The organism is Streptomyces sp. NPDC058008 (assembly GCF_042886395.1).
Lineage (GTDB): Bacteria > Actinomycetota > Actinomycetes > Streptomycetales > Streptomycetaceae > Streptomyces.
The window spans coordinates 1-12713 of the sequence record NZ_JBHVQX010000036.1 but is presented as its reverse complement, the minus strand read 5'-3'; the positions used below and the strand labels follow the sequence as shown (position 1 = coordinate 12713).

8 protein-coding genes are annotated in these 12713 nt (G+C 73.7%); 3 read left to right on the top strand and 5 right to left on the bottom strand.

All coding sequences use genetic code 11. From position 1 onward, the window contains the following. Positions 1-93: 93 nt before the first annotated feature. The 3 genes from ACFVS9_RS28895 (at position 94) to ACFVS9_RS28885 (ending at position 6157) form a co-directional block, all read left to right on the top strand. Positions 94-2850, top strand: coding sequence for a lysylphosphatidylglycerol synthase domain-containing protein (locus ACFVS9_RS28895; RefSeq protein WP_389937057.1), 2757 nt, complete (start codon positions 94-96; stop codon positions 2848-2850). A gap of 63 nt (positions 2851-2913) precedes the next feature. Next, positions 2914-4509 (top strand): alpha/beta hydrolase, encoded by a 1596-nt coding sequence (locus ACFVS9_RS28890; protein WP_389937054.1) that lies wholly within the window; start codon positions 2914-2916, stop codon positions 4507-4509. Between the two features lie 79 nt (positions 4510-4588). Then, the gene (locus tag ACFVS9_RS28885) at positions 4589-6157 is read left to right on the top strand and encodes an alpha/beta hydrolase (protein ID WP_389937051.1); all 1569 of its coding nucleotides are present in this window, start codon (positions 4589-4591) and stop codon (positions 6155-6157) included. 69 nt (positions 6158-6226) lie between these two features. On the opposite strand, the gene moeZ is transcribed toward ACFVS9_RS28885, so the two are convergent. The 5 genes from moeZ to ACFVS9_RS28860 all read right to left on the bottom strand — a co-directional run bounded on the left by moeZ (position 6227) and on the right by ACFVS9_RS28860 (position 12546). Further along, entirely contained in the window at positions 6227-7405 is a 1179-nt protein-coding gene (gene moeZ / locus ACFVS9_RS28880; RefSeq protein ID WP_327114946.1) for an adenylyltransferase/sulfurtransferase MoeZ, read from the bottom strand. An 84-nt stretch (positions 7406-7489) separates the two neighbouring features. Beyond that, positions 7490-8317 carry a spherulation-specific family 4 protein gene (locus ACFVS9_RS28875; protein ID WP_389937048.1) on the bottom strand — a complete coding sequence of 276 codons (828 nt, stop codon included), beginning with the start codon at positions 8315-8317 and terminating at the stop codon, positions 7490-7492. Next, positions 8305-9270: an NAD-dependent epimerase/dehydratase family protein gene (locus tag ACFVS9_RS28870; RefSeq protein ID WP_383115957.1), complete on the bottom strand. Its 966-nt coding sequence runs from the start codon at positions 9268-9270 to the stop codon at positions 8305-8307. The genes ACFVS9_RS28875 and ACFVS9_RS28870 overlap by 13 nt, the downstream gene beginning before the upstream one ends. 269 nt (positions 9271-9539) lie before the next feature. Continuing rightward, positions 9540-10721: a hypothetical protein gene (locus ACFVS9_RS28865; protein ID WP_389937044.1), complete on the bottom strand. Its 1182-nt coding sequence runs from the start codon at positions 10719-10721 to the stop codon at positions 9540-9542. A 34-nt stretch (positions 10722-10755) separates the two neighbouring features. Next, on the bottom strand, positions 10756-12546 hold the full coding sequence (locus tag ACFVS9_RS28860) for a DUF3492 domain-containing protein (protein WP_389937135.1): 1791 nt from the start codon (positions 12544-12546) through the stop codon (positions 10756-10758). Positions 12547-12713: the final 167 nt, after the last annotated feature.

Here is a 12713-nt window from a genome sequence, read left to right as displayed (position 1 = left end):
GCCCCCCTCTGTCTGCAGGCCGTGCCACCATCATGCGGGCGGTGACCGGTGATACGAGACCACGAAGATCCATCAGAGGCTAAGGAGCAGGGCGTGCAGCCACCGAAGGCGGCGGGCGCCTCTGACGCCGAGCCGCGCCCGGACGCGCCCGACGGTCCCGGCGACGGCCCCGGGAAGGACTCCGACGCCGGGAAGACGGGCGGACCGTCCCGGGAGCGCCTCTCCGGCTCGACCCTGGCCACGTCCGAGACGGGTCTGACCGACCGTGTCTCGGGGGACGAGCCGCTGCTGCCGGCCCGGGTGCACCGCCCGTCCGACCTGTTGCGCCTCCTCATCGGTGTCCTGGCGATCGCGCTGTTGTTCTCCGTCGCCGCCTTCGCCCACGGGACCACCACCGGCCTGGAGAACGACATCTCCAAGGGCACCGACCAGGCCCCGGACCTCCTGATCAAGCTGGCAGGCCTGGTGTCCAGCATCGCGGTGCTCCTGGTGCCGGTCGCCTTCGCGATCGAGCGCCTGGTGAAGCGCGACGGGCTGCGGATCGCCGACGGGGTGCTCGCCGCCGTGCTGGCCCACGGGGTGACCCTGGCCACCGACCTCTGGGTCGCCAGGTCGGCCTCGGGGACGATCAGGGACGCCCTCACGCAGCCCCAGCCGGGGGAGGGTCTCACCGACCCCGTCCACGGCTATCTGGCGCCGGTGATCGCCTACATGACGGCGGTCGGGATGGCCCGCAGACCCCGCTGGCGGGTCGTGCTGTGGATGGTGCTGCTCCTGGACGCCTTCGCGATGCTGGTGGGGGGCTACACCACGCCGTTCTCGATCGTCCTCACCGTGCTGATCGGCTGGACCGTGGCGTACGGCACCCTGTACGCGGTCGGCTCGCCGAACGTACGACCGACCGGCCAGCACCTGATGGCCGGTCTGCGTCATGTCGGCTTCCGCCCGGTCGCCGCGATGCGCACCGAGGACGCTCCCGACAGCATCGACCAGAGCGACCGGGGCCGCCGCTACCGGGTGACCCTGGAGGACGGACCCCCGCTGGACGTCACGGTCGTCGACCGTGAACAGCAGGCGCAGGGCTTCTTCTACCGGGTGTGGCGCCGGCTCACCCTGCGCAGCATCACCCAGCGCCGCTCCATCCAGTCGCTGCGCCAGGCCCTGGAGCAGGAGGCGCTCCTCGCGTACGCGGCGATCGCCGCCGGGGCGAACGCGCCCAAGCTGATCGCCACGTCGGAGCTCGGGCCCGACGCCGTGATGCTCGTGTACGAGCACATCGGCGGGCGCTCGCTGGACGCGATGGAGGACGAGGAGATCACCGACGAGCTGGTGCGGGGTGCCTGGCACCAGGTACGGGCGCTCCAGTCGCGGCGGATCGCGCACCGCAGGCTCACCGGGGACGCCATCCTGGTGGACCGGGCCGGCACCGTGTTCGTCACCGATCTGCGCGGCGGCGAGATCGCGGCCGGCGACCTGATCCTGCGGATGGACGTCGCCCAGCTGCTCACCACCACGGGTCTGCGGGTGGGCGCCGAACGGGCCGTGGCCGGGGCGCTCGCCGTGCTCGGGCCGGACGCCGTCGCCGACTGTCTGCCGCTGCTCCAGCCGATCGCGCTGAGCCGCTCCACCCGGGCGACGCTGCGCAGGCTCGCCCGGGAACGTTCGCAGCGTGAGCGGGAGGCGGTGCTGGAGGCCTCGCGGGCCGCCAAGCAGGCCAAGGCCGAGGAGGACGACACCCTGGCGGCGGCCGACCGCAAGGCCGCCCGCAAGTCGCAGCGCACGGAGAAGCAGGCCGAGAAACGGGCGATGGACGACGCCCTGGACGAGGCCCGCGAGGAGGACATGCTGGCGCAGATCCGCCGGCAGGTGCTGCTGATCAGGCCGCAGGCGCCGGTCGAGCCGGTCCGGCTGGAGCGCATCAAGCCGCGCACACTCTTCAGCTTCATCGCGGGTTCGATCGCCGCCTACTTCCTCATCTCACAGGTCACCGAGGCCGACTTCGGCACGGTCGTGGAGCAGGCGGAGTGGGGCTGGGTGGCGGCGGCGATGGGCTTCTCCGCGCTGAGTTACGTCGCCGCGGCGATGAGCCTCCTCGGCTTCGTGCCCGAGCGGGTGCCGTTCAGGAAGACCGTCCTGGCCCAGGTGGCCGGGTCGTTCGTGAAGATCGTGGCACCCGCGGCGGTCGGCGGCGTGGCGCTGAACACCCGCTTCCTGCAACGCGCCGGGGTGCGCCCCGGGCTCGCGGTCGCGAGCGTCGGCGCGTCCCAGCTGTTCGGCCTCGGCTGCCACATCCTGCTGCTGGCGCTGTTCGGGTACCTGACGGGTACGGAGAAGACCCCGGACTCGCTCACCCCGTCCAGGACGGTCATCGCGGGCCTGCTCACGGTCGCGGTGCTCGTGCTGGTGGTGACCGCGATCCCGTTCCTGCGGAAGTTCGTCGTCACCCGGGTGCGGTCGCTGTTCGCCGGGGTCGTCCCGCGCATGCTCGACGTGGTGCAGCGCCCGCAGAAGCTGGTCAACGGCATCGGCGGCATGCTGCTGCTGACCGGGCTGTTCGTGCTGTGCCTGGACGCGTCGATCCGCGCGTTCAGCGGCCCGGACGTCCCCAAGCTCAGCTACGCCAGCATCGCGGTGGTCTTCCTCGCGGGCAACGCCCTCGGCTCGGCGGCACCGACCCCGGGCGGTATGGGCGCGGTCGAGGGAGCGCTGACCCTGGGGCTGATCGCGGTGGGGCTGCCCAAGGAGGTCGCGGCACCGGCCGTGCTGCTGTTCCGCGTGATGACGCTGTGGCTGCCGGTGCTCCCCGGCTGGATCTGCTTCAACCATCTGACCCGCAAGGGTGAGCTCTAGGTGTATTGACCCGCATGGAGCAGGCCCCGCGCGTTCCCCCGTGCCCCGCCGCACGATGGGGTCATGAGGACCTCCCCCGCTCTGCGTGCAGCCGCCCTCGCCGCGACCGCCACCGTGCTGCTGCCACTGGCCGCCTGTTCGGACGACGGTGACGGAGGCCCGGGGGGTTCGACGCCGACGACCGCCTCGACGGCGTCCCCGACCTCGACGCCGGGAAAGCTGTCCTCCCAGAAGCTCGACTGGAAGCCCTGCCCCGCCCCGAGCGAGGCGCAGGGCAGCGGGACGTCGCCCTCGCCGCTGCCGGGCGGGACGAAGTGGGAGTGCTCGTTCATGGACGTACCCCTGGACTACGCGGACCCGGGGGGCCGGACCATCGAGCTGGCGCTCATCCGCGCCGCCGCCAAGGACCGGGACCGGCGGATCGGTTCGCTCATCTTCAACTTCGGCGGACCGGGCGGCTCCGGCGTCGCCACGCTGCCGTCCTTCGGCACCGCCTACGACACGCTCCGCACCCGCTACGACCTGGTGAGCTTCGACCCCCGGGGAGTCGGCCGCAGCGACGGCGTCGAGTGCGCGGACGACCGGGCGCTCGACGCGCGCTACGAGCAGGACGGCACCCCGGACGACGCCGCCGAGCAGAAGGCGTTCGCCCAGGACCAGAAGTCCTACATCGCCGACTGCGAGAAGAACTCCGGTCCCGTGCTGCCCTACGTCGGCACCACGAACGCCGCCCGCGACATGGACCTGATGCGCCAGGTGCTCGGCGACGACAAGCTGTACTACTTCGGCATCTCGTACGGCACCGAACTGGGCGGTGTCTACGCCCATCTGTATCCCCGGAAGGTGGGCCGGGCCGTCCTGGACGCGGTCGTCGACCCGACGGAGGACTCCCTGGAGTCCTCGCTCGGCCAGGCCAGGGGATTCCAGCTCGCCCTGGACAACTTCACCGCCGACTGCGCCTCGCGCGACGACTGCAAGCTGCCCGGGACCACCGCGCGCCAGGTCCAGGACGGGATCGCCGCCCTGCTGGCGAAGCTGGAGAAGAAGCCCGTCCCGGGGCTGGGCGACCGGGAACTGACCGAGACCCAGGCCACCACCGGCATCGCGTCGGCCCTCTACTCCAAGGAGACCTGGCCCCTGCTCGAACAGGGCATCGACGAGGCGGACGGCAACAACGGCGGACTGCTGCTCGCGCTCGCCGACTCGCTGAACGGCCGCTCCGCGAACGGGCACTACGACAACTCGAACGCCGCCAACACGGCCATCAACTGCGCGGACTCGAAGCAGCGGTACACCCTGGAGCAGACCCGCAAGGCGCTCCCCGAGTTCCGCAAGGCCTCCCCCGTCTTCGGCGACTACCTGGCCTGGGGGCTGATGGCCTGCACCGGCTGGCCGGTCTCGGGCGCCTGGGACACCCCGGACGTCAGCGCGCCGGGTTCGGCGCCGATCCTGGTCATCGGCAACACCGGGGACCCGGCGACGCCGTACTCGGGTGCGAAGGCGATGGCCGCGGAGCTCGGCAAGGGGGTCGGGGTCGAGCTGACGTACAAGGGCCAGGGCCACGGGGCGTACAACAGCGGCAGCACCTGTGTGCAGAGCGACGTGGACGCCTATCTGCTCGAAGGCAAGGTCCCGAAGGCGGGAACGGTCTGCGGCTGACCGGTCGTTGGACAGCCGGACGACGGGGCCGTCCGGACCCCTCCGGGTGACGGCCTCCGGACACGGGGAGGGAGCGCGGATGCGCGTAGCCGGAGCGTCCCGCCGGGGAGCGGTGCCGGCCGCGGCCGCCCTGCTGGTCGCGGCGCTCCTCGCGGGGTGCGGCGCGGCGCCCCCGTCGCCGTCCCGGGAGAGGACGTCCCCGGAGAAGACGTCGCCGCCGGCCGTGACCGGGCCGCCCGCCCCGTCCGCGGCGGCCACCGCGTCCCGGCCGCTCGTGTGGAAGCGGTGCGGCGCGCCGGAGGGCGGCACCGCGCCCGGCGCCGCCTGGCGGTGCGCCACCCTCGACGTGCCGCTGGACCACACGCGCCCGGACGGCCGGACGATCGGCATCGCGCTGATCCGCAGGACGGCCACCGAGAGGAGCGGCCGGCTGGGGTCGCTGCTCTTCGACTTCGGCGGACCGGGCGGCTCCGGCGTCGCCACCCTGCCGCGCGCCGCCGGTTCGTACGAGGAGCTCAACACCCGGTACGACCTGGTGGGCTTCGATCCGCGTGGCGTCGCGGCCAGCGCGGGGGTCCGCTGCCGCGGCGACGCGGAGCAGGAGAGGGCCTACCGCGAGGTGGACATCACCCCGGACACGGCCGCCGAGGAGGCCGCGTTCCTCGCGGACGGCGCGGACCTCGGGGCGGGCTGCGCGCGCCTGTCGGGAGCGGTGCTCCCCCACGTCGGCACGGCGGACGCAGCCCGGGACATGGACGCGATACGCCGCGCCCTCGGCGACCGGAGCCTGTCCTACTTCGGCGTCTCGTACGGCACGGAGCTCGGCGGGACGTACGCGCACCTCTTCCCCGGGAACGTGGGACGGATCGTGCTGGACGCCGTCGTCGATCCGACCGCGGACACGGTGGGGCACGCCCGCAACCAGGCCACGGGTTTCCAGCGGGCCCTGGAGAACTACCTGAAGGACCGGGGCGAGGACCCGGAGCGGGGCACCCGGCGCATAGCGGACCTGCTGGAGCGGATCGACAAGGATCCGCTGCCGACCGCCTCGGGGCGCGAGCTCAACGAATCGCTCGCCGTCATCGGCATCGTGGCGCCCCTCTACTCCCAAAGCGGCTGGCCGACACTGGCGGCCGCGCTCGACGAGGCCGGGAACGAGGGCAGGGGCGACCGCCTGCTGGCGCTGGCCGACGCGTACAACGGACGTGACAAGGACGGGCACTACGACACCGGGAGCCATTCCCAGCGCGCGATCTCCTGCGCCGACGCCAAGGCGAGGCCGACGGCCGCCGAGGCACGGGCGCTGCTCCCCGGGTTCCGCCGGCTGTCACCGGTCTTCGGCCCGTTCCTGGCCTGGGACACGGCGGGCTGGTGTGCGGGGTGGCCGGTCGAGGGCGAGCGGGACACCCCGGAGGTGAGTGCCCCCGGCGCGGCTCCGATCCTGGTCATCGGTACGACGGGAGACCCGGCGACACCGTACGAGGGCGCGCGGCGGATGGCGGACGAGCTCGGCGAGGGGGTCGGCGTGATGGTGACCAACGAGGGCGAGGGGCACGGCGCCTACGGCCGGAGCGGCTGCGTGACCTCGCTGGTCGACGCCTACTTCCTGGAAGGGGAGGTCCCGGCGGACGGAGTGGTCTGCTCCTGAGGTCCGGGCACGCGAAGGGGCCGGCTCCGTCCGCCGGAGCCGGCCCCTTCGCGCGTCATGCCCCGAGGCCTAGTAGACCGGCTTCTCGGGCTCGATCTGGTTGACCCAGCCGATGACTCCGCCACCGACGTGGACCGCGTCGGCGAAGCCCGCCGACTTGAGGACCGCGAGGACCTCGGCGCTGCGGACACCGGTCTTGCAGTTCAGGACGATGCGCCTGTCCTGCGGAAGGTCCTGGAGGGCGTTGCCCATCAGGAACTCGTTCTTCGGGACCAGCCGGGAGCCCGGGATCGAGACGATCTCGTACTCGTTCGGCTCGCGGACGTCGATGATCTCGATCTTCTCGTCGCCGTCGATCCACTCCTTGAGCTGCTTGGGAGTGATCGTGGAACCGGCAGCCGCCTCCTGGGCCTCCTCGGACACGACGCCGCAGAAGGCCTCGTAGTCGATGAGCTCGGTGACGGTGGGGTTCTCGCCGCACACCGCGCAGTCGGGGTCCTTGCGGACCTTGACCTGGCGGTACTGCATCTCCAGCGCGTCGTAGATCATCAGACGGCCGACCAGCGGGTCGCCGATGCCGGCGAGCAGCTTGATGGCCTCGTTGACCTGGATGGAGCCGATGGACGCGCAGAGCACACCCAGGACACCGCCCTCGGCGCAGGAGGGAACCATGCCGGGGGGCGGCGGCTCCGGGTAGAGGCAGCGGTAGCAGGGACCGTGCTCGGACCAGAAGACGGACGCCTGGCCGTCGAAGCGGTAGATCGAGCCCCAGACGTACGGCTTGTTCAGCAGGACCGCGGCGTCGTTGACGAGATAGCGGGTGGCGAAGTTGTCCGTGCCGTCCACGATCAGGTCGTACTGCGCGAAGATGTCCATCACGTTGTCGGCTTCGAGCCGCTCCTCGTGAAGGACCACGTTCACCAGGGGGTTGATCCCCTGCACGGTCTCCTTGGCCGACTGGGCCTTGGACTTGCCGATGTCGGCCTGGCTGTGGATGACCTGGCGCTGCAGGTTCGACTCGTCGACCTCGTCGAACTCCACGATGCCGAGCGTGCCGACACCGGCCGCGGCCATGTACATCAGAGCCGGCGAGCCGAGACCGCCGGCGCCGACGCAGAGCACCTTCGCGTTCTTCAGCCGCTTCTGTCCGTCCATCCCGACATCCGGGATGATCAGGTGGCGGGAGTACCTGCGGACCTCATCGACGGTGAGCTCGGCGGCCGGCTCGACCAGGGGTGGCAGCGACACAGGAACCTCAACAATGCAGGTGGTCGGTTTCTACGTACTTCATCTACGTACGGTTGTTCTCCCGTAACACTGCCACGCCGCTCCTCATTCCGAGATACCAGGTCCGATCCGCGAGACGAATTCGTCCCAGTAGCTGGGCAGTGTCGCGAATGGGCTGGTTTGCCCCTTCGCTCCGTCCCGGTCGGTGAAGAAGATCGTGCCCGCTCCCTGCCAGCGGGCGACGCGCATGGCCTCCTCCAGATGTGTGCGCGGGACCCCGTGGACGAAGTGCGCGAAGCGGCCCGGTTCGTACGCGGCGGTCCACTCGGCCACCTGGGACCAGCGGTAGTCGGCCCACGGGCCGCGGAAGGTGACCAGCTGATCGGCGGCCTCGGCGTAGCCCGGGTGCGGGTGGGTGCCGTGGCCCAGGACCAGCCGGCCGCCCTCCTCGTCCGCGCTGTCGCTGTCGGACAGCAGCGCGGAGAGGGTGCTGGTCAGCCTGCGGACCGCCGGGAGCGCCTCGCGCCCGGCCGGACAGTGGTCCAGGTAGAAGCCGCCCACCCGGTACCAGTCGAGGTAGGACCGGGCGTCGGCGATCAGCTCGGCGAAGGGGCGGCTGCCGAAGGCCAGGTCGATGTGGCCCAGCAGCCTGCCCCCCGAGGCGCGGACGGTGTCGTCGGGCGCCTCCCCGTGCAGCGCGCGCTCGCGGGCGTTGCGCAGCCGCCCGGCGGCCTCCAGGCAGTGCGGGTCGGGGCGTGTGCCCGGCCCGTCGTCGATGTTGAGCACGGCCCAGTGCAGCGGGGTGCCCGGCCGGCTGAGGCCCGCCCATTCGGCGGGCGCCAGCAGCGGATGGGCGTAACCGGGCACTCCGACGCCGAGCTGTTCCGCGCCGCCGGTCCGCAGGGTGGGGCCGGTGCTCGTCAGATACGGCACGCGGCCTCCATCCAGATGTCCGCGAGGGACTCCTCCAGATTGATCCGGGGCCGCCAGCCGAGCCGGTCCCGGGCGGTGCGCACATCGGCCTGCTGCCAGGCGCCGCAGCCGTCGGGATAGGGGGACGGGGTCGCGGCGAGGTGCTCCACGACCGACTCCGCCGAGGAGCGGGGAGCGCCGATCGGGAGGCGCGCGGGGGGCGTGTCGAGTTCGTGGAGCGCGCCCGCGTATCCGGCGACCCTGGCGAGGACCGCCGCGGCGTCGCGCAGCCGTACGGCCCGGCCGGTGCCGATGTTGACGACGCCTTGGGCCGCGGAGAGCGAGGCGGCGTGCACGGCGCGCGCCACGTCGCGTACGTCCACGAAGTCGCGCTGCACCCCGAGGCCGCTCAGCTTGAGCTCGGGGTCCCCCGTCTGCATGGCGCGGCGCATGGTCTCGGCGAGGCGGCCGAGCGGGGAGCCGGCCGGGGTCCCGGGGCCGACGGGTGAGAAGACCCGCAGGACCACCGCGTCCAGGCCGGAGCCGAGGACCAGTTCGGTGGCGGCGAGCTTGCTGACGCCGTACGGACCTCCGGGGCGGGGCACCGCGTCCTCCGCGGTGGACGAGCCGGGCTGCGAGGGCCCGTACTCGGAGGCGCAGCCGACCTGGACGAGCCGGGCGCTGCACCCGCTGCGGCGCATGGCCTCGCAGACGGTGGCCACGGCGACGGTGTTGTGACGGGTGAGGTCCCGGGCACCGCCTCGGGTCGCCCCCGCGCAGTTGACGACGACCCCGGGGTGGACGGCGTCCAGGAAGCGGGTGAGCGCTCCGGGGCTGCCGCCCGCGAGGTCGAAGCGCACGTCGGCGTCGTCACCGCGGCCGAGTGCGGTGAGGTGCACGGCGGGGTCGGCGAGCAGGCGGTCGGCGACGAAGCGGCCGAGGAATCCGTTGGCTCCGAGCAGCAGAACCCTCATCGCGCGCCCCCTCGGTGCCGACGGCTGACTGCCGGTGAGAGGGATTGGGGGGTCATGTCGGTGTCTCCTTGAGGAAGGTGTGAGCGGTACGGGAAACCCGCGGCGTCGGCTCCGCGGGGCGGGGCGGGGGTACGGCCGGTGGTCGTCGGCGGCGTCCCGCCGTCCGCCCGGAGGGCGTGACCCCCGGTGCCCGGCGCGTGCCCGCCGCGAGGCGGGGTTCCGGTCGCGTGGCGGTGGTGCCCGGGCGGGCGGGACGGTGCGGACATCCCCTAGGCCGGGGCGTGGGCGGAGGCCCTGGTGAGGGCGACCGACGCGTGGACCAGCAGCCCGAGGGCGGCCGCGCCGCAGGCGAGGACGGGTACGCCCCCGGGGCCTGCCGCGGTGACGACGGCGTCGACCGGCCGGGCGAGGAGGTCCAGGCCGGGCAGCCGCCCGGCGAGGACCAGGAAGGGGGCCGCCACTTCCACGGCGCAGGCGGCGGCGAGGCCGGTGGCCGCCGGCTCCGGGAAGCCGTGGACGGCCAGCAGGCGGGCCAGGAAGAGGAGGCAGCCGAGCGCGGCCGGGCCCGCCGCGCCGCCAGGACCGGGGTGGCCGGGACCGGCGAGGAACAGCAGCGCGGTCAGCGCGCAGAGGAAGAGCGCGAGGGCGCCGAGGAGCGCCGGGCGCACTCCGGCGCCGAACTCCGACAGGCCGTGCGATCCGGTGAGCCGGCTGCGCGCCTGAGTGGCGAACAGGTGGGCGCACCAGGCGGCGGGCGCCAGGGCCGGGGCGAGCCCGAGCAGGGCGGCGGGCGCGGCGGTCCAGTTTCCGTCGGGACCACCGCTGATGACCTGGGCGAGCAGGTCGTCGCCGTACACCGCGTAGCCGAGGAGCCAGCAGACGTGGGGGGTGATGCCTCCGGTGCCGCCCGGGGCGTGCAGGGGGCCGGAGCGCAGGGCGAGCCGGAGCCCGAGGAGGACGAGCAGGGCACCGGCGGCGGTCACCGCGAAGCGGGCCTCGCCGCCGAGCACCCCCTCGGTGGCCCGGAGCACGCCGACGGTCACGAGGCAGGCGGCGCCGGGCAGCAGGGCCGAGAGCGTCCACCCGGCCCTCGCCTCCTTGCCTGGGGCTGGCGGTGGCGCGGGGGCGCGCACGGTCCGGCCCGCGCCGGGTACGCGGGCGTAGAGCTCCTCCGCCAGGGAGAAGACGTCACGGTGCCGGTAGCGCGCGGCGGCGCGGTCGGTGAGCCCGTGCGCCTCCAGGCCGGCGGCGATCTCCAGGGGGTCGACGGCCCGCTCGCAGAGGTCCCGGTGCCGGTGCATCAGCACCTTCACGGGGTCGGCGGGTCCCCGCCGGACCGCGGGGCCGCGGGCCGGGCGGTAGGCGATCTCGGGTGCCCGGACCGCCGACCGGACCGCCCCCGGGCCCTCGCCCCCGGCATCCGGCGCCGTGGCTTCGGTCGGTCTGCCCATCGGGGTCCCTCCGTGGTCGTGGCCGCTCGTGTCGTCACGCATCGCCGTCCCCCGCTCCGCGCGCGCCCGCGCACACGCCCTCCGCGCCGATGGCCCAGCTCGGCACGCGGGCAGCCCCGGCCCGTACGGGGCCCGGGTCGGGCGGGAGCGCGCCCAGCACGTGGGCCTCGGGGGGCGTGGCGAAGGGGCGCGGCGGTCCGGCCGGCTCCCCGGGGCCGGCCGGCGCCGCCCACCGGGCGGGGGCGTGCCCCGCCAGGTCCAGGTAGATACCGCGGAACGCCGTGAGGTTCTGCTCGACGGTGAAGAGTTCGAGCGCCCTGGCGCGCGCCGCCGCGCCCAGGCGCGCACGGCGCTCAGGGTCGCGCAGCAGCGCGAGACAGGCGTCGGCGAGCGCCCGCGGATTGCGCGGGGGCACCACGAGTCCCGTACCGCCGACGACCTCGACGACGGCGCCCACATCGGTCGAGACGGTGGCCCGGCCGCAGAACATCGCCTCGACGAGGCTGATGGGGAAGCCCTCGACGACACTGGACAGGACGACGACACCGCCCGCCGCGTAGGCCTCGGCGAGGCCGGGTGCCTCGGGGCCGCCGATCTCCTCGAAGGTGACCGGGCTGTCGCCCACGGCATGGGCGCCGGTGGCCTCGTCGGGGAAGAGCCGGGCGGCGAGTGCCGCGCAGTGGGCGCGGTAGGCCTCGCCCTCGTCCCCCTGGGCCGGCGGGCCGAAGATCCGCAGCCGGGCGTCCGGTTCGGCCCTGCGGACCTCGGCGAAGGCGTGCAGCAGGGCGATCAGGTCCTTGGCGGGTTCGATGCGCCCGATCCACACGAGCGTCCCCGGGCCGCCCCCGTCGTCGCCCTCGCCCACGGACCCGAACCGCTCCGCCTCCATGCCCGGGTAGACCGTGCGCAGCTTGCCCCGGTCGGCGCCGAACCGCTCCTGCCAGCGCCGGACATGGGTGTTGCCGGGGGTGATGAGGGCGGCCTGCCGGTAGACCTCGGAGGCGAGCAGCCCGTGGAAGCCGGCCAGGAGGGCGCGCACGGGTGCGCCGGTGTGCGCCGGTGGTGCGGCGAGGTAGTGGGCCCGCAGCGGGACGCCGTGCTCGGTGACCAGGAGCGGCACCCCGAAGAAGCGTTTGGCCAGCAGTCCCGGCAGAGCCGCCGTGCCGCCGGACGCCGCGTGGCAGAGGTCGACCGCGCCGAGGCCGTCCTCGTCGTACCAGTCGAGGGAGAGGGGGCGCAGCGCGCGCTCCAGTCCGGCCACGAAGGCGAGGTAGTCGGGGACGGTCGCGCCGTGGACGCTCCGTGCGGCGCCCCGGGCGCGGCAGGCGGACTCGACGACGCGCACGCTCGTCTCGGAGCGCAGGGCGTCGTGCAGTCCGCCCTGCTCACGGGCCAGTTCGGCGAGACCGTAGAGCCCGTCGGTGAAGAGGCCGGCCGCCGCCCCGGCGTCCCGCCCTCCGGATTCCGGGCCGGTCTCCGGCCCGGCGCAGACCGCACCGACGAGCGCCGTCACGTGCGCCGTGAAGCGCCGTCGGTCCCGCCTGCCGTACGAGCGCCCCAGCCCGGTGGCGAGTCTGCCCGTCAGGCCCCGGGGGCGGCCGGGGTGCCGGGCGTCCGCCCCGTGCGTCCACATCGGCGCCGTCCGCACCCGGCCGACCCGGTCGGGGAGCCTGACCCAGCCCTGTTGTTCCTGGTCGGCGGAGCGGCTGAGGGCGAAGAGGTCGAACTCGTGCTGGGGCAGACCGCGCACCAGGCGGTCGCACCAGAGTCTGGAATCACCGGTCGCATACGGGTAGCCACCGTCCGTGAGGAGTCCGATCCGCACGAGCACACCCCCGATCTCCCTTGTGGACGGCCGCCGTTGGTCGGCGGCTCACAGCGGGACGACCGTATGCGGACAGACAGGTGGTTGGGGGGGGGGGGGGGGGGGTCGCACAACGAACATATGAAGAGGACCGAAATAAACACACCCACACGCAACGAGTAGGAGAA

Coding starts and splice junctions, on each gene's coding strand:
- ACFVS9_RS28890 (WP_389937054.1), top strand. CDS start 2,914: ATGAGGACCTCCCCCGCTCTGCGTGCAGCCGCCCTCGCCGCGACCGCC.
- ACFVS9_RS28885 (WP_389937051.1), top strand. CDS start 4,589: ATGCGCGTAGCCGGAGCGTCCCGCCGGGGAGCGGTGCCGGCCGCGGCC.
- ACFVS9_RS28870 (WP_383115957.1), bottom strand. CDS start 9,270: ATGAGGGTTCTGCTGCTCGGAGCCAACGGATTCCTCGGCCGCTTCGTC.
- ACFVS9_RS28865 (WP_389937044.1), bottom strand. CDS start 10,721: ATGGGCAGACCGACCGAAGCCACGGCGCCGGATGCCGGGGGCGAGGGC.